Source organism: Nostoc sp. 2RC, assembly GCF_014222165.1.
Taxonomy (GTDB): Bacteria; Cyanobacteriota; Cyanobacteriia; order Cyanobacteriales; family Nostocaceae; genus Nostoc; species Nostoc linckia.
The window spans coordinates 1-18,340 of the sequence record NZ_JACKZU010000154.1; the positions used below are offsets into that span (position 1 = coordinate 1).

General features: G+C 42.3%; 15 protein-coding genes. 12 read left to right on the top strand and 3 right to left on the bottom strand.

The window, feature by feature from the left end; all coding sequences use genetic code 11:
* Window positions 1-341: 341 nt before the first annotated feature.
* Window positions 342-2,870 (top strand): mannose-1-phosphate guanyltransferase, encoded by a 2,529-nt coding sequence (locus tag GNE10_RS18035; protein ID WP_185566363.1) that lies wholly within the window; start codon window positions 342-344, stop codon window positions 2,868-2,870.
* A 242-nt stretch (window positions 2,871-3,112) separates the two neighbouring features.
* Here GNE10_RS18035 and GNE10_RS18040 read toward each other — a convergent pair whose 3' ends face one another.
* Window positions 3,113-3,412, bottom strand: a complete 300-nt coding sequence (locus GNE10_RS18040; RefSeq protein ID WP_185566364.1) for a hypothetical protein — start codon at window positions 3,410-3,412, stop codon at window positions 3,113-3,115.
* Between the two features lie 589 nt (window positions 3,413-4,001).
* Between GNE10_RS18040 and GNE10_RS18045 the strand changes: the two genes are divergently transcribed.
* The 7 genes from GNE10_RS18045 to GNE10_RS18075 all read left to right on the top strand — a co-directional run bounded on the left by GNE10_RS18045 (window position 4,002) and on the right by GNE10_RS18075 (window position 11,213).
* Complete coding sequence (locus GNE10_RS18045) at window positions 4,002-5,033, top strand: chlorophyll a/b binding light-harvesting protein (RefSeq protein ID WP_185566365.1); 1,032 nt, start codon at window positions 4,002-4,004, stop codon at window positions 5,031-5,033.
* A 2-nt stretch (window positions 5,034-5,035) separates the two neighbouring features.
* Complete coding sequence (locus tag GNE10_RS18050; RefSeq protein WP_185566366.1) at window positions 5,036-6,469, top strand: chlorophyll a/b binding light-harvesting protein; 1,434 nt, start codon at window positions 5,036-5,038, stop codon at window positions 6,467-6,469.
* Between the two features lie 110 nt (window positions 6,470-6,579).
* On the top strand, window positions 6,580-7,092 hold the full coding sequence (gene fldA, locus GNE10_RS18055; RefSeq protein ID WP_185566367.1) for a flavodoxin FldA: 513 nt from the start codon (window positions 6,580-6,582) through the stop codon (window positions 7,090-7,092).
* Window positions 7,093-7,287: 195 nt separating this feature from the next.
* Window positions 7,288-8,040: an alpha/beta fold hydrolase gene (locus GNE10_RS18060; protein ID WP_185566368.1), complete on the top strand. Its 753-nt coding sequence runs from the start codon at window positions 7,288-7,290 to the stop codon at window positions 8,038-8,040.
* Window positions 8,041-8,679: 639 nt separating this feature from the next.
* Window positions 8,680-9,714, top strand: a complete 1,035-nt coding sequence (locus GNE10_RS18065) for a chlorophyll a/b binding light-harvesting protein (protein ID WP_099069132.1) — start codon at window positions 8,680-8,682, stop codon at window positions 9,712-9,714.
* Window positions 9,715-9,803: 89 nt separating this feature from the next.
* On the top strand, window positions 9,804-10,772 hold the full coding sequence (locus GNE10_RS18070; protein WP_185566369.1) for a chlorophyll a/b binding light-harvesting protein: 969 nt from the start codon (window positions 9,804-9,806) through the stop codon (window positions 10,770-10,772).
* A gap of 165 nt (window positions 10,773-10,937) precedes the next feature.
* Window positions 10,938-11,213 (top strand): hypothetical protein, encoded by a 276-nt coding sequence (locus GNE10_RS18075; protein ID WP_185566370.1) that lies wholly within the window; start codon window positions 10,938-10,940, stop codon window positions 11,211-11,213.
* A 41-nt stretch (window positions 11,214-11,254) separates the two neighbouring features.
* Here GNE10_RS18075 and GNE10_RS18080 read toward each other — a convergent pair whose 3' ends face one another.
* Complete coding sequence (locus GNE10_RS18080) at window positions 11,255-11,533, bottom strand: DUF2442 domain-containing protein (RefSeq protein ID WP_185566371.1); 279 nt, start codon at window positions 11,531-11,533, stop codon at window positions 11,255-11,257.
* Window positions 11,534-11,629: 96 nt separating this feature from the next.
* A complete protein-coding gene (locus GNE10_RS18085; RefSeq protein ID WP_185566372.1) occupies window positions 11,630-12,958 on the bottom strand; it encodes an ABC transporter ATP-binding protein in 1,329 nt (442 codons plus the stop codon).
* Window positions 12,959-13,116: 158 nt separating this feature from the next.
* Here GNE10_RS18085 and GNE10_RS18090 point away from each other — a divergent pair, with 158 nt between their 5' ends.
* The 4 genes from GNE10_RS18090 to GNE10_RS18105 all read left to right on the top strand — a co-directional run bounded on the left by GNE10_RS18090 (window position 13,117) and on the right by GNE10_RS18105 (window position 17,819).
* Window positions 13,117-14,373, top strand: a complete 1,257-nt coding sequence (locus tag GNE10_RS18090) for an FAD-dependent oxidoreductase (RefSeq protein ID WP_185566373.1) — start codon at window positions 13,117-13,119, stop codon at window positions 14,371-14,373.
* 34 nt (window positions 14,374-14,407) lie between these two features.
* Complete coding sequence (locus GNE10_RS18095; RefSeq protein ID WP_185566374.1) at window positions 14,408-14,644, top strand: hypothetical protein; 237 nt, start codon at window positions 14,408-14,410, stop codon at window positions 14,642-14,644.
* Between the two features lie 216 nt (window positions 14,645-14,860).
* On the top strand, window positions 14,861-15,430 hold the full coding sequence (locus GNE10_RS18100; protein ID WP_099069139.1) for a single-stranded DNA-binding protein: 570 nt from the start codon (window positions 14,861-14,863) through the stop codon (window positions 15,428-15,430).
* 502 nt (window positions 15,431-15,932) lie between these two features.
* The gene (locus tag GNE10_RS18105) at window positions 15,933-17,819 is read left to right on the top strand and encodes an ABC transporter ATP-binding protein (protein WP_185566375.1); all 1,887 of its coding nucleotides are present in this window, start codon (window positions 15,933-15,935) and stop codon (window positions 17,817-17,819) included.
* Window positions 17,820-18,340 lie beyond the last annotated feature (521 nt).

The window sequence follows — 18,340 nt, forward strand, 5'->3', positions numbered from 1 at the left end:
GGGAGATGGGGAGATGGGGAGACAAGGGAGATAAGGGAGATAAGGGAGACAAGGGAGACAAGGAGAATAATTCTCAACTCCTAACTCCTAACTCTTAACTCCTAACTCCTAACTCCTAACTCCTAACTCCTAACTCCTAACTCCTAACTCCTCACTCATCACTCATCAGTCATCAGTCAACACTCCCTACCTCCCCCACACCCTATTCCCCATCCCAAATACAGATGCATCTTGTGGAAGTTCCTCAAATCTCAATATCCATAGGAGACTAGAGAAAGAAGAAAATAATATATCTGACACGTTTTCAAGCAGCAAAGGCTTTTTGTAGTTAAGGAGGATTTATGCGTGCAGTACTTATGGCAGGCGGTTCGGGAACGCGGCTTCGTCCGTTAACTTGCGATTTGCCCAAACCAATGGTGCCTATCCTCAATCGACCAATTGCCGAACATATTATCAATCTCCTGAGAAGACATCAAATCACAGAAATTATTGCAACATTGCATTATTTACCTGATGTCTTGCGAGATTATTTCCAGGATGGCAGCGATTTTGGTGTCCAAATGACCTACGCTGTGGAAGAAGACCAGCCTCTAGGCACAGCAGGTTGTGTGAAAAATATTGCAGAACTTCTTGATGAAACTTTTTTAGTAATTAGCGGCGATAGTATCACAGATTTTGACCTGACAGCAGCGATCGCATTTCATAAACAAAAACAATCAAAAGCTACTTTAATTTTGACCAGGGTTCCTAACCCCATTGAGTTTGGGGTGGTAATTACCGATGAACAAGCACGAATTCGGCGATTTCTAGAAAAACCCTCTACTAGTGAAATTTTTTCTGATACCGTCAACACTGGTACTTACATTCTGGAACCAGAAGTTTTAGAATACCTACCAACCAACACTGAATGTGACTTTTCCAAAGACTTATTCCCTCTACTTTTAGCAAAAGAACAGCCAATGTATGGTTACATTGCTGAAGGTTACTGGTGTGATGTCGGTCACTTGGATGCCTATCGCGAAGCTCAGTATGACGCATTAGACCAAAAAGTCCAACTAGATTTCGCTTACAAAGAAGTTTCTCCTCAATTGTGGGTGGGTCAAAATACTTACATCGACCAAACAGCCGTAATTGAAACTCCAGCCGTGATTGGTGACAATTGCCGCATCGGGGCAAGAGTGCAAATTGAAGCAGGAACGGTAATTGGCGATAATGTGACTATTGGTGCTGATGCTAACCTCAAACGTCCCATTGTCTGGAATGGAGCAATCATCGGCGAAGAAGCACATCTTTCTGCCTGTGTAATTTCCCGTGGCACTCGTGTAGACCGCCGCTCCCATGTATTAGAAGCTGCTGTGGTGGGTTCCCTTTCTACGGTGGGAGAAGAAGCTCAAATCAGTCCTGGAGTGCGTGTTTGGCCGAGTAAAAAAATTGAGTCTGGTGCTGTTTTAAACATTAACTTGATTTGGGGAAATATTGCCCAACGAAATTTATTCGGGCAACGTGGCGTCCAAGGGTTGGCTAATATTGACATTACCCCAGAATTTGCGGTGAAATTGGGAGCTGCTTACGGTTCGACGTTGAAACCTGGTTCTAAGGTGACTGTTTCCCGCGACCAGCGTAATATTTCTCGAATGGTGACGCGATCGCTAATTGCTGGTTTAATGTCAGTGGGTGTTGATATTCAAAACTTGGATGCAACAGCTATTCCCATCGCCCGCACCGTTATACCCATCATGAAGGTGGCAGGTGGTATCCATGTGCGCGTACACCCCGATCGCCCCGATTACATTTTGATTGAGTTCATGGATGCCAAGGGTATTAACATCACCAAAGCCTTGGAAAAGAAAATCGAAGGGGCTTACTTTAAGGAAGATATGCGGCGGGCGCTGATTCATGAAATTGGCGATGTCTCTTACCCCAGCCAAGTTATTGACACCTACTGCACTGCCTTTGAAAAACTTTTGCACGTTCATACACTCCGTAATAGTCGAGCAAAAGTGGTAATTGACTATGTGTATGCCGTCTCTGGGGCAGTTCTACCACAAATGTTGGATAAATTTGGCGCTGATGCTGTGGTATTGAATGCCAGTGTCAATAAAACTGCTATGTCGGTAACTGACCGCGAAGGGCTGCTGACTCAATTAGGTCATGTGGTGGAAGCGCTAAAAGCTAACTTTGGCGTGCAAGTCTCGGCTAACGGCGAACAGTTGATTTTAGTTGATGAATCAGGCTACCCAATTCGCGGGGAAATGTTAACAGCACTGATGGTGGACATGATTTTAACTGCTAACCCCAGAGGTACAGTAGTAGTCCCAGTTCATGCTTCCAGTGCCATTGAACAAGTCGCCCGTCGCCACGATGGTAGAGTAATTCGCACCAAAGCCAACCCCACAGCTTTGATGGAAGCTTGCCAGAAAAATCCTAATGTAGTCTTGGGAGGTAGCGGAGAAACTGGTTTTATTTTCCCGCAACTGCATCCGGGATTTGATTCCATGTTCTGTATTGCGAAGATCATCGAGATGTTGACGATACAAGAGCGATCGCTTGCGACTGCACGGTCAGAATTGCCCCGTGTAATTCACAAAACTTATACAGTACGCTGCCCTTGGACAGCCAAAGGTGCTTTAATGCGCTACTTGGTGGAAACTCACCCAGCCCAAAATCTAGAACTCATCGATGGCGTGAAAATTTGCCAACCCTACGATGACAGTTGGCTGCTAGTTTTACCAGATGCCAGCGAACCTTTAGTACATTTGTATGCAAATAGCAACGATCGTGATTGGGTAGACGAGACTGTAAGAAACTACCGCACCCGCGTCCAGGCTTTTGTGGAAAGACAAGAAGAATACCAACCCGCAGAAGTGTAATACCAATTTGAAAAAAGAATGCGACACATAGACAAGACCCCTCCCCACCTTGCTAAGGGGAGGGTGCCGTCAGGCGGGTGGGGTATCTCTCGCAAACATTTTTTGAATCGGTATAATTTGTAATTAGACGCTAAAACCCTTGATTTACCGTTGTAGAGACGTTGCAGTGCAACGTCTCTACAGGGCGCACAATCCTTGATAATTCGTTGATTTGGATAATTCACATCAGACGTGAACGATGGTCAACCACATTCTGGTAAATTTCTCTTGGCGTAATTGCAATCAAAATAAATTAAAGCTTCCCTAGTAGAATCGAATCCTCTAGTTGTAGTGTGTGGGCTACTTGTTGGACTTGCTTCATATAACCAAATTTTTAAGTAGTACCTGCTGTTATCATCACTAGACCATAATTCATAGCGATAATCACCCCCCGAACCCTGACTGTTTAAATAGTCAGCGAGTGCTGTATTTGAAGCAGAGACGAAGGTAAATCCACTCAAAACAGGAATTACAGCTATTTTTAGTATTTGGGTTAATTTCATATATCGGCAAAAAGCTCACTTCATCCAGCTTCATTTACCGATGTGTTATTTTAAATCAGTAATAACTGGGAATATTTGATGAAGATATCAGACTTCTTGCAGAAGTTGGGAAAAGGGGAAGGGGAAAGGTTTGGTATTTTCCCTTTCCCCTTTCCCCTTTAACCTTTTCCCTTTGACCACAAGAAACTATTTTCTTGCACAGTCGGCTAGTCACCCTTAAAATAAAACTACGGTAACTTTATCGATTTAATGTAGTTTATCCCAAGGAGGCGATCGCACAACTTCCTCCCAAATCAAACTGCATCGGCTATCACGCCTTTAAATTCCACACTCACTTGCCAAATTCGTTGAGTGCTGACCACTTAACCGTCAACAGTCAACACAAAAATATGTGCTGTGTTGATGCAAAGATAGCCGTCGCTGTTAGTTTTCGACTTGGTAGCTGAAATTCTTTACAAAAGTTTATTCTCAGCAAATGAAAATATTTATCAATAACTCTGGTAGGATATCCTCAGGCTTATTGATATAGATATTCATTAAGCTGACTATATATTTCAGCTAGTTGCAAACTTTCTCAGGAGATAAAGCCATGACAAACGTGGCTGTTCAAAAACCAGAGTCAATTCCCTGGTGGGCGGGGAATGCTCGGTTAACTAACCTCTCAGGACGACTTTTGGGCGCTCACGTTGCTCATGCCGGCTTAATTGTTCTTTGGGCTGGTGCAACCACCCTATTTGAACTTGCTCACTTTAATCGGGCACAACCAATGTATGAACAGGGCTTAATTCTATTGCCGCATCTGGCAACCCTCGGTTGGGGTGTAGGCAGTGGCGGACAAATAGTAGATACCTATCCCTACTTCGTCATTGGAGCATTGCACCTAATTAGCTCTGCCTTTCTGGGACTTGGCGGCATTTTCCATGCCCTACGCGGCCCTGCCATTTTAGAACAGAGATTTTCCTTCTTTGGCTATCGCTGGGAAGATGCTAATAAAATGACTAGGATTTTAGGTATTCACCTAGTGTTGCTCGGTGTGGGAGCAGGCTTACTGGTTGCCAAAGCCATGTTCTTTGGCGGCTTGTACGATGCTACGGTGGGTGAGGTGCGAATAGTTTCTAACCCTACTTTCAACTCCGTAGTTATTTTTGGCTATTTGTTCGGTGGTGGTGGCCAGCACTGGATTGCTGGAGTGAATAATCTAGAAGACTTGGTAGGCGGTCATATTTGGGTGGGTATTCTCTGCATTACCGGTGGTATCTGGCACATTACTACTCAACCTTTCGGCTGGGCAAAGCAGCTTTTTATCTGGTCAGGAGAAGCATATCTTTCTTACAGTTTAGGTGCTTTAGCTCTGATGGGTTTTATTGCTGCTTATTTTGTCTGTGTCAACACCCTAGCTTATCCACCCGAATTTTATGGCCCAGCCTTGAGTATTGGGTTTGACCGCTTTCCCTATTTCCAGAGTGGAAATTTACTATCCTCTCGTGTTTGGCTGGCCAATGCTCATTTCTGGCTGGGCTTTTTCTTTCTTCAAGGACATCTCTGGCACGCCCTACGTGCTGCTGGATTTGACTTCCGTACCTGGAGAGTCATACGTGCAACTCGTGGGGAGGCAATTTAACCATGACAACTGCAACCATAAACCCCCAAACAACCGGTTGGTGGGCTGGTAATGCCCGATTTATTAACCTCTCCGGTAAACTTTTAGGCGCTCATGTTGCTCATGCTGGGTTGATTGCTCTGTGGGCCGGAGCCATGACTTTGTTTGAACTCACCAAATACGACTCTGGCCGACCGATGTATGAGCAGGGGTTAATCTTACTGCCACATCTAGCAACTTTGGGATTTGGTGTTGGTGATGGCGGCCAAATTATTGATACTTATCCGTATTTTGCCATCGGTGTTTTACATCTAATTAGTTCTGCTGTACTTGGTGCAGGCGGGATTTATCATGCCGTTTTAGGCCCCGAAGTGTTGCCTGAAAATAACTCGTTTTTTGGCTTCTTTGGCTACGACTGGAAAGATGAAGACAAGATGACCACCATCATCGGTATTCATTTACTGTTGTTGGGGTTAGGGGCTTGGTTATTGGTGGCAAAAGCTTTATTTTGGGGCGGTCTTTACGACCCAGCAGTGGCATCTGTACGCGTCATTACTGAACCAACTCTTAATCCAAGTCGGATTTTTGGCTATCTGTTTGGTGTTTTTGGTCAACAAGGAATAGCAGCAGTTAACAACCTAGAAGATGTCATCGGCGGACATATTTGGGTAGGAATACTTTGCATTGCTGGAGGATTTTGGCACATTCTCACCAAGCCTTTTGGTTGGGCGAAAAAAGTGTTGTTTTGGTCTGGTGAGGCTTACCTCGCTTATAGTCTGGGTGCTTTGGCTTACATGGGTTTGTTGGCAGCATACTTTGTCGCCGTCAATGATACCGTTTATCCCACAGTTTTCTATGGGCCGTTGGGATTGAGTACCACAGCATCAGGAATAATTACAGTTCGCACTTGGCTAGCAACGAGTCACTTTGCTCTGGCAATTGTATTTTTAGCTGGTCATATTTGGCACGCATTGAGAGTACGCGTCACAGCCGCCGGACTTGATTTTGAGCAGGGAGTTGTCAATGCTGCGGGGATACCGGAAATAGGAAATTTACATACGCCAGTGAATACTTCTGATATCACGCTGGACTTGTTAGCAAATCTTCCTATTTACCGCCAAGGATTATCTTCCTTTTCCAGGGGGCTGGAAATTGGTATGGCCCACGGTTATTTCTTGATTGGGCCGTTTGTCAAACTAGGGCCACTAAGGGATACAGAGTTGGCAAACCAAGCAGGACTAATTGCCACCATCGGTTTGTTGTTGATTTTATCGATTTGCTTGTGGCTGTATGGCAGTGTATCGTTCCAAGGGCGCAAACCTGCCCAAGGAGAACTACCCCAAAATTTGAAAACAGCTAAATCTTGGAGCGAATTCAATGCTGGGTGGACGATAGGTAGCTGTGGAGGAGCCTTATTTGCCTTCCTGCTGTTAAGCAATAGCAGTTTATTTTTGTGAGTTGGATAAACCATACCATTTTGGATTTGAGATTTTTGATTGAGATTCAAATTGGTATAGGTATCGTTGCATGAATTATTGCATTGCCAATCCATATATGAGGTGTCAACATGTCTAAAAAAATTGGTCTATTCTACGGTACTCAAACCGGTAACACTGAATCTGCTGCCGAACAAATTCGAGATGAGTTTGGTGGTGATGTTGTCACATTACATCCCATTTATGAAGCGGATACTTCCACTTTTGATGAGTATGAATTGCTAATTATTGGCTCGCCTACTTGGGATATTGGTCAACTCCAAAGCGATTGGGAAAGCTTTTTTTCCGATCTTGATGACATCAATTTTAGTGGTAAGTTAGTCGCCTATTTTGGTGATGGAGACCAATTTGGCTATGCAGATAACTTCCAAGATGCCATCGGAATTCTGGAAGAAAAAATTTCTCAACGAGGTGGAAAAACTGTTGGTTATTGGCCAACAGATGGATATGACTTTAATGAATCTAGAGCTGTGAAAAATGGCAAGTTTGTCGGCTTGGCACTTGATACAGGTAGCCAATCTGATTTAACAGATGAACGAATTAAAACTTGGGTCGCTCAATTGAAGACAGAATTTGGTTTGTAGAAATTCGGGGTGTACAATTGTACGCCCATAAAGAAGTCAGAATTCAGAATTTTGAAGTCAGAATAGTTAACACCCTTGACAATTTTAAAAAATCAAAAAATTCTAGTTAGCTTGATTTTCCAATCATTCTGAATTCTGAATTCTGACTCCTGAATTCTTTCTTACAAATTGATAATTGAGAAGTTATAGGTATTTATGTCTGATTCATTTGATGTTTTGTGGTTGAGTGCCAGTTCTGTTTTACAGCGTTTCGATCAACCATTAGTTGGATATTTATCTAAGTATAGGAGAATTGCCCATTGGGAATACCTGCAAAATATAGATGAAGGTAGTTCCATAGACCAGGGTGTAGAATTGTTGTATGAATTTTTAGAATACAGCGATCGCTCTGTGCATTTAGCAGGACATGGTATGGGTGGTGCGATGGCTTTGAGCTTTGCTCGACGGTATCCCCAAAAAGTGCGATCGCTAACTCTACTGGCTGTAGCATCTCAACCCGCCAATACTTGGCACGCTCACTATTACTTTCAACGACAACTTTTTAGCATCAGCCGCGAGCAAATTTTGGCAAGTAACGTTCGCAGTCTTTTTGGCAATCAACCAGCTAAAACTGCTAAAAAATTAGTCGCTGCCTTAGATAAAGATTTAGAACAATCTCCCAGTCCACACTCTTTATTTAAGTTAGTTTATTTATCAAAAGGTGGAGTTTCTATGCCCATGATGATATGCGGCTGCAAAACCGATCCAATTGTTAATTCGCCTGCATTGCATGATTGGTTAAATTGGTTGAAACCAGAAGATAAACTCTGGGAATGCCCACAAGGCTATCATTTCTTTCACTACTTTTATCCCCAAGAGGTTGGCGAACAAATTTTGGATTTTTGGGAACACCACGATTCGCATTTGATAGAAGCATCTACACTATCTTTTAGCACTTACAAAAGTTAGTTTTGAAGAAGAATTCATAATTCTAGATTATGAATCAATTACTACTGATATTTTTGATAGCTAAGAGCAGTTAGAGCGGCAGTAGTTAATACTATTGCTTCGTTTTTACTGCTTAATTTTCTATTTATTTTTAACAAGAATACACAGGCAAATGAATCGTTGTACAGACTAGTAGTCTGTCCCATTAATAAAAATGTTTATAGCAAGCACTTTAGTTCTTAATTTTTAAGCACTAAAGTGGTTACTACGAACTTTTCAGAACTAATGGGACAGCCTACTAGCAATTGCAATATTTTTACAGAACGGATAATTATTGATATTTCGTTGATTTGGATAATTCACATCAGACGTAAATTCTGAATTCTTCTTTTTAAGGATTAAGTTTTGTAAAGAGTATTGACTAATAAGAATAATTTTCAATAAACTAAATTTGTAATCTCAATGATTGGCAATTAGCAGCGATGTCTGACGACAATCAATAGCACCTGCTACCAATTGGAAGAAGCTCTCTATACAAGCTAAAAAGCTTCATATCCTAATGGATAGCAACTGATTTGCTGCACTAACGAGACATTTAACTGCTGAAATCAGAATCAATTAGTTGAGTATTATTAGCAACAAATACGAAGTAGCTTAACAATGCAGACATACGGTAATCCCAACGTCGAATTTGATTGGTGGAATGGTAACGCCCGCTTCGCCAACCTCTCTGGCTTATTTATCGGCGCTCACGTGGCACAAGCAGCGCTGACAACACTGTGGGCTGGGGCGTTTACATGGTTTGAAATCTCTCGCTACAACCCCGATGTACCGATGGGGGAACAGGGACTAATTTTGCTACCCCACTTAGCTACTTTGGGTTTTGGTGTGGGTGAAGGCGGTCAGGTAATCAATACTTACCCCTATTTTGTTATCGGCGCTTTGCACTTAATTTCTTCAGCTGTGCTTGGTGCAGGGGCACTTTTCCACACCTTTAAAGCTCCAAAAAACTTAAAAGACGCCACTGGTCGCGCTCGTAAATTTCACTTTACATGGGATGACCCGAAAAAACTTGGTTTCATCTTAGGGCATCACCTAATTTTCTTGGGAGTAGGTGCTTTACTTTTGGTGGGAAAAGCCATGTTTTGGGGAGGAATATACGACTCCACAATTCACGATGTCCGAGTTGTCACCGACCCCACCCTCAACCCGTTGGTCATCTATGGCTACCAAACCCACTTTGCCACTGTTAACAACTTAGAAGATTTAATCGGCGGTCATATCTACGTAGGTTTGTTACTCATTGGTGGTGGTATTTGGCACATCCTCATAGAACCTTTACCTTGGGCGAAAAAGCTTTTAATTTTCTCCGGTGAAGCGATTCTTTCCTATTCTTTAGGTGGTATTGCCTTAGCGGGATTTGTTGCAGCTTACTTTTGTGCAGTGAATACCTTAGCTTATCCCGTGGAATTTTATGGCGCTCCTTTGGAAGTCAAACTCGGAGTCAGCCCATATTTTGCCGACAGCATTAAGTTACCTAACGGCGGTTACACTTCTAGAGCATGGTTAGCGAATGCTCACTTCTTTTTAGCTTTCTTCTTCCTGCAAGGTCATCTGTGGCACGCCTTACGAGCAATTGGCGTTGATTTTAGCCGAATTGAAAAGGCCTTAAATGCCATAGGTAGCGAATCGTAAAAATTTTAGATTTTAGATTTTGGATTTTGGATTATCACAATCTAAAATCCAAAATTCAAAATTCAAAATGCTCATCAGGGTATGTAACTATGACAATTTCAACTGAGAGAACCTTAGCAGAAGACACGAATTTATCTTGGTTAGTGGGTAATGCTCGTTTAATTAATTTGTCTGGTCAATTATTGGGCGCTCACATTGCTCATGCGGGCTTGATTATGTTTTGGGCAGGAGCAATTACAATATCTGAAGTTACGCGTTTTGTTCCTGGGATACCAATGTATGAACAGGGGCTAATTCTATTACCTCATTTAGCTACTTTGGGCTGGGGTGTAGGTGCTGGTGGTGAAGTAGTCAATACCTATCCGTATTTTATAATTGGTATTTTGCATTTAGTTGCATCTGCTGTGTTGGGTGCAGGTGGACTTTTTCATGTTTTTCGCGCTCCAGCAATTTTATATAATGCTGGTGGACAAGCAGCAAAATTTCACTATGAATGGAACGACGCCAAGCAGTTGGGTTTAATTTTAGGTCATCACCTGATGATTCTCGGTTTGGGCGCATTTTTGCTAGTACTAAAAGCCACGGTTTTTGGTGGCATTTATGATAGTAATGTACAAAATGTCCGCTTAATTACCAATCCTAATTTAAACCCAGCGACAATTTTTGGTTACTTAGTTGGTCTGAAAGATGGTAATTGGACACCTTTAGGGATGGCAAGTGTTGACAACTTAGAAGATGTCATTGGCGGTCACATTTGGATTAGTTTTATCTTAATTGTGGGTGGCGTGTGGCATATTCTTGTCCAGCCTTTTGGGTGGGTGAGACGAATTTTCCCAATTGAAAGCGGTGAAGAAATTCTTTCTTACAGCTTGCTTGGTTTAGCTTTGATGGCTTGGATTTCTACGGCATTTGTGGCATATAACACGACAGTTTTTCCAACAGAATTTGACGGAACAGAACGTCTGGGATTAGCAGATATTCAGTTTTTCCTTGGTGTATTGGCGTTCTTAGGTTACGTTTGGCATTCTTGGCGTTCATCTCGTCAAGTTAATGCTTAATTAGATTTTGGATTTTGGATTTTGTAGTCCTTGATTGAGCAAATGATTGTGAATTGTGACTGCTGAATCCTAAATTCGTTCAACGCTAGCTAAATAAACTCCTATGCCTGTGGTGAAACGCAGTGAACTGCGGGCATTTTTTTGGAATTCTTATGAGGACAACCAATGTTAGCTATGATTTTGTGTGCCTTTTGCACTTGGACAATTTTGATTGTATTTGTTTCGAGTGTTTGGTTAACCTTGAAGAAAGGAATAATTCATTTAAAAAGGCTGCATCAAATTCCATGTTCTGGTTGTGATTATTTTACAAATGATTACCGCCTTAAATGTACTGTACATCCAAAAAAAGCTTGTACAGAACAAGCCATTGCTTGTATTGATTTTGAACCGAAAACTTCTGCTTGTAATGCTTGCCAGAAGGGACAAAGAAAGCTTTGTTAAGTATATATCGAGGGTGCGATCGCAAATTCAAAATTTTTCTATCAAGCACTACGAATTAATTTATACTTAGGAATAGGGCGATCGCTAATCACTGCATAGAGTACATCTGGATCGAAGTCGGCTCTCGATGGCCATTGGATTGTGCCTAATTCGTGGTTTAATTCAACCTGAGCAAAGTATTTTTTATCTTGTAAAGGTGCAAAAACACCTGTAAATTTAATTAGCTTACTTATATCAACTATTCCTTCCACTTCGTCTTCAAAACGGATATATAGTTGATAATTTTCTCTCGGTTCTACTGCAATAATATCTTTTAACATATTTTTATTTTGTGAAATTTATAATTAGGGCGGGCAAGATGCCACCCCACAAGAGATTGATTTGATTATGCAATTTAGATGTTTTTCAGTTTGGTTTTAGGTAAATATCGCCAATTCAGTTTCGGGGTCAAAAAAGTGAATTTTCTCTGGATTTAAAGACAACCAAAGTTGTTCGCCAACTTGGACACATCGCTCTGGTGGTATTCGTACTTGGAGATAATTGCTGATAGATTTCGGTTGAGAATCAGGTTCAGCAATCTTAACTGACAAGAAGGAATCGTTACCTAAATTTTCTACTAAATCGACTTGCACTGGTAGATTTTTAGTAGCAGGTAGACTCAAGTTTAAGTGTTCTGGGCGGATGCCTAAAATTAAAGTTTTGCCATCATATTTTTGTAAAGAATTTGCCCAAATTTCTGGAAGTGTGAAACGAAAATGGGAATGGGTAATTAATAGCGGGGCATGAAATTTTACACTAATAAAATTCATTGGTGGCGAACCAATGAACTCTGCGACGAAAAGGTTGGCAGGATGATTGTAAAGTTCTAATGGAGAATCGACTTGCTGAATTTTACCTTCAGACATAATCGCAATACGATCGCCCATTGTCATCGCTTCGGTTTGGTCGTGGGTGACGTAAATCGTCGTTGTCCCCAATTGACGCTGCAATTTCACAATTTGGGCGCGGGTTTCCGCCCGCAATTTGGCGTCTAAGTTAGAAAGCGGCTCATCCATTAAGAATACTTGGGGATTGCGTGCGATCGCCCTTCCTAATGCAACTCGCTGTCTTTGTCCCCCCGATAGCTGTTTCGGTAACCGTTTCAGCAATGTTTCGATTTGTAACAGTTGGGCAACACTACGCACCCGTTCGTCTACAATCCTTTCTTTGTCAGAAATATAACGCAGTCCTTTCGGTAACTTTCTTGTGGCCCCCACAAGGAAATTTTCAGCCCAAACTGAGAACACTGACGCAAAAAAACTCACTGCGTCTCCGCGTCCCCTCGTCCCCGCGTCTTCTTTTTCTCCTCCCCTGCGGCGTAACCCGAAAGCGATATTGTCATACACCGTCATGTGGGGATAGAGGGCGTAATTTTGGAAAACCATTGCGATGTCGCGTTCCTTTGGTGGTAAATCATTAATTAAGCGATCGCCTAACCAAATATTACCTCCTGTAATCCCTTCTAACCCGGCGATTAACCGCAGCAAGGTACTTTTGCCACAACCAGAAGGGCCCACCAGCACCATAAATTCTCCATCTGCGATGGTCAAGTTAATCCGCCGCAAAACATTGATGCTTTCTGCACGTTCTCGGCTTGCATCAGTTTTTTCTCCTGCTTTGAGAGGAGATTGAGTTTGTGAGGTCACACTTTCCCCTTGACGCGGGGAAAAACTTTTATAAACGTTTTCTAATACAACTTCGGCCACAACTAATTATTTGATTAGGAATTGGGAATTGGGAATTGGGCATTGGGCATTGGACTAATGACCAATGACTAATTATGTGAATACGAAAAGTTAAAAAAACAGCTTACACCATAAAAAGCAAACTACCCTGAATTTTAGGGCTGTTAAGAGGTGTTGTCATGACTACCCATATACCCGCTAATTCTTCTCAAGAACCAGATGTTAACGCTGCTCATGACATTGTAGACGTACAAACCACTGATTGTTGTATTGTAGGTGGAGGGCCAGCAGGGGTTGTATTAAGCTTATTGCTGGCGCGTCAAGGCATTTCTGTGATGTTATTAGAAGCGCATAAAGATTTCGATCGCGATTTTCGTGGCGATACAATTCATCCATCGGTGATGGAAATTATGGAAGAATTGGAATTAAGCGATCGCTTGCTACAACTTCCCCATACCAAAATCCGCCGCCTAAGTATTCAAACTCCTGAAGATTCTGTGACATTGGCTGATTTTAGCCATTTAAAAACCCAATATCCCTATATTACGATGCTGCCTCAGGTGAAATTCCTGGAGTTCATCACCCAAGAAGCCCAAAAATATCCTAGTTTCCATCTGGTGATGGGTGCAAATGTCCACGAATTAATTACAGAAAATGGCGTGGTTCATGGTGTGCGCTATCGCGGAGGCGGTGGTTGGCATGAAGTCCGGGCAATTCTCACTGTTGGCGCAGATGGTCGTCACTCACGTTTACGAAATTTGGGTGAATTTGAGTCCATTGATACCTCTCCACCAATGGATGTTCTCTGGTTCCGCCTTCCTCGACAGCCAGAAGATCCGGAGGGGGGAATGGGGCGCTTTGGTCAAGGTCAGATTATCGCCATGCTTGACCGTGGCGATGAGTGGCAAGTTGCCTATGTGATTCCTAAAGGCGGTTATCAAAAACTCCGGGCTGCGGGTTTAGAAGAATTAAAAAAATCTATTGTGGAAGTCGTGCCGGAATTCCAGCAACGGATCGGAAATTTACATGATTGGTCGCAAGTAGCCTTTCTCTCAGTGGAATCCAGTCGCGTCAAACACTGGTATCGTCCAGGATTATTACTCATCGGTGATGCTGCACATACCATGTCTCCAGTTGGCGGAGTTGGCATTAACTACGCAATTCAAGATGCCGTGGTGGCGGCTAATGTACTCACTAAACCACTCAAGAACCGACAAGTACAACTTAGTGACCTGGCAAAAGTACAACAGCAACGGGAGTTACCCACACGCATCATTCAGGCGTTTCAAACTTTTGTCCAAAAGCGGGTATTTGCCCCTGTTCTCACCTCAAACCGCACCTTTGTACCACCTGCATTTTTACGCTTACCTATCTTGCGCGACCTCCCAGGAAGGTTGATTGGTTTGGGTGTTTTTCCCGTTCACGTGAAAACTTAATTTTTGCTGAGAATTTTTGATATGTTAGCAATTAATGGTACAATTATACTACTCAAATGCAGAATTCAATGCTCATCTCAGTCAGGCGGAAGCGGCGAACAGCATACTTAATGCTGTTCAAAGCGATCGCTTGGCTTTTATGCTAAGAATGGAATTCAGAATTCAGGAGTCAGAATTCAGGAGTCAGAATTCAGAACTCAGAATTCAGAACTCAGAATTCAGAACTCAGAATTCAGGAGTCAGAATTAAATGTGTAACTCGTGGTGGATGAATTAAAGCTGAAACATTAAATCAAATTTTCAATTTTCTGGTTTTTGATATGGCAAATATTCATTACTGACAAAGAATAATTTTCAATTCTGAATTCTGAGTTCTGAATTCTGAGTTCTGAATTCTGAATTCTGAATTCTTCTTCATATTAATTGGCACTATATAGAAAAATCTTCTCTTTTTTAAGAGGCACTTTTTACAGTCAGGAGGAATCTTAATGAACAGCTGCGTTTTAATGGCGGAAATTATTAACGAGCCGCAACTGCGCTACACAGCAGATAATTTGGGAGTCACGGAAATGTTAGTACAATTTCCCAATTCCCAAAAACCAGAAGATCCGCCAGCAACTCTCAAAGTTGTTGGTTGGGGGAATTTAGCAACAGAAATTCAGCAAAACTATCATCAAGGCGATCGCGTGATTTTGGTGGGACGTTTGAGTATGAATACTGTTGACCGTCAAGAAGGTTTTAAAGAAAAACGCGCTGAATTAACAGTACAACAAATTCAATCAGTCGGCAGCAGTTTTAATACTACATCCTTCTCGTCAACACCAACCCCATCATTTACTGAAACTTCGTCGCCACGACAAGCACCACCATCTCGTCAGCCAGAGACAAATTTCTCCACTTACGAGTCGCAACGTCCAGCACCTACCCCAGCACCAAGTCCTGTTGGCGTTACTCCCCCGACAAATTATGAACCCACACCCCAACCTGCGAATTACGAACGAACCACCTACCCAGCAGTGAAACCAGAAGAACCAGACCCAGATGATATTCCGTTCTAAAGTTGGTAATTCACGTGTATTCAACTTGCTAACTAATCATTACGGTTAGACAATTTCTAGAAATAGCCATCCTTTAAGATGTGCTATTTTTTTTGTCTGCGGTTGTAAAAATTCATCTATTTGAACCACAATTTCTGGTGGGGGCGAACAACCATTCGCCCCTACAATGTGATTTATTTACCTGAAAATTGCTGTGAATATCTCTTGATACACATGCAAGAACCTGTAAGGTCGTAGGGTGGTAATCTACGGTAAGCCGGAGCCTATGCCCTTAGGCTATCTGGCTGTTTTATTCGTGATGGCAAGTGATGTAAACACTGAAGTACTGAAAATATCAGATACCATGAGGTGATGGCAATTTCCGCAAATTCCAAGCAGTTCTACATTGCAGATGCGTGTATATTGTGGAAAGTATGATGTCAGCAGTGAAAAAACTGACATACTCATCAAAACTGCTGTTAAAATCCAAATAATTTTCAGTTAAAACTCCTACCCGACTCCTATGAGAGAAACTGTCCTAGAGGTTCGCAATCTACAAGTTGAATTTCCCGGTGATGGCAATATCGTCAGAGCTTTGGATGGTATTTCCTTTGAATTGCGTCGAGGTGAGACTCTGGGGATAGTAGGAGAGTCTGGAAGCGGCAAATCAGTCACATCCTTAGCTGTGATGGGTTTATTGCAGACTCCAGGTAGAGTGGCTGGTGGTGAAATCTTGTTTCGTCCTCAAGAAAATGCCAAGGCGATAGATTTAGTCAAATTGTCGCCTGAAGAAATGCAGCTACATCGTGGCGGCGACATTGCTATGATTTTTCAGGAACCTATGAGTTCCCTGAATCCAGTTTATAACATTGGATTTCAACTCACAGAAGCAATTATGCGGCATCAAAATGTCTCAGCTGCCGAAGCTAGACAAGTTGCGATCGCCGGTCTGCAAGAGGTAAAACTTTTACCTAGCGATGAAGAGATCCAACAACAGTATATTGAAACTTGGCATCAAACCAACGCCAATTCATCGAAACCAGATACGCCAAAGTTGGCACAGTTGGTTAAAGAACACAAAGAAGCCATGCTGGAACGCTACCCGCATGAACTTTCTGGTGGTCAGTTGCAACGGGTGATGATTGCAATGGCAATTTCTTGCAACCCATTAATCTTAATTGCTGATGAACCAACCACAGCTTTGGACGTAACTGTGCAAGCAACAATTTTGGAATTGTTGCGAGAATTGCAGCAAAGCCGTGACATGGCCATGATTTTCATCACCCACGACTTGGGGCTAATTTCTGAAATTGCTGACCAAGTCGCGGTAATGTACAAAGGCAAAATCGTCGAATCTGGCACTTCTGAGCAAATTTTTACCAATCCCCAACACCCATACACTAAAGGCTTAATAGCTTGTCGCCCCACCCTTGACCGCCGTCCCGAAAAATTACTGACGGTTTCTGACTACATGAGTGTAGAAGAAACACCTACAGGACAAATAGTAATTCAGCCAAAAGAACCTACACAACCTCCACAAGTAAGCAGCCAAGAGATGGCTGCAAGGTTGGTAAACTTAGAACAGAAAGAACCCCTATTGGAAATTCGCAATTTAAAAGTTGGTTTTCCAGTACGTGGAATATTTGGTGGTACTAAACGCTACAGCATGGCAGTAAATGGCGTTTCCTTTAATGTCAAACCAGGGGAAACCGTGGGATTGGTGGGAGAATCTGGTTGTGGCAAAACGACCCTTGGTAGAACCTTGCTGCGATTAATTGAACCGATGAGCGGTCAGATTATCTTTGACCGACAAGATATTACCAATCTCAAAGGAGAACCATTACAAAAATTGCGGCGGGAAATGCAAATAGTCTTTCAAAATCCCTTTAGTTCCCTCGACCCACGGATGAAGGTTGGGGACGCGGTGATGGAACCGTTATTCATTCACTCGGTTGGGAAGACAAAACAACAACGACGGGAACGCGTAGCCGAACTTTTAGAACGAGTGGGTTTGAGTACAGATGCAATGAACCGCTATCCTCATCAGTTTTCTGGCGGTCAACGCCAGCGAATTTGCATCGCCCGTTCTTTGGCATTAAATCCCAAATTTATTATTTGCGATGAATCAGTTTCAGCGCTGGATGTTTCTGTACAAGCACAAGTATTAAATCTTCTTAAAGAATTGCAATCAGATTTTCAGCTGACTTACATTTTTATTTCCCATGATTTAAGCGTAGTCAAATTCATGAGCGATCGCATTTTAGTCATGAATCGCGGTCAAATTGTCGAACAAGGAACAGCCGAAAGCATCTACCAAGAACCTCAACAAGAATATACACAAAAATTAATTGCTGCAATTCCCACTGGAAGCCCCGAACGCGTGCGAAATCGCCAACTCAAAGCCTTATAGAAAATAAGCGCATAACAATTGTTGTGCCATAGAGTTATACAAACAAACTCTTATGCAAATCTGCGTTATCAAAGGTAATACCAATTTGAAAAAAGAATGCGACACATAGAAAAGACCCCTCCCCAACCCTCCCCGATGCTTTGGGGAGGGTGCCGTCAGGCGGGTGGGGTATCTGTTGCAAACATTTTTTGAATCGGTATAATTCTAACTTTAGGAATATGGGGAGATGACTGTTGACTGTCCCCTATGCCCCAATACGGTTTAGTTAAGGGCTAGTGGTAAAAATTTGTGGGTTTTACCAGACGCGATAAATCCCCGTCTCTACAAGTGTTTTGGTTGTATTGTTTTATAACCCTGTTGCCTATTGCCTCTTGCCTGCCTATACAGACCGGTTCATTAATCAAATCGGACTGCTATATCATCATGTTAATGTCCCAACTGCCTTGGCTTAACCCGAAAATTTAACCTAAAATTAACCCTAAACTAAGTTTATTTAGTTTTGATTTCTACCTATATATAGA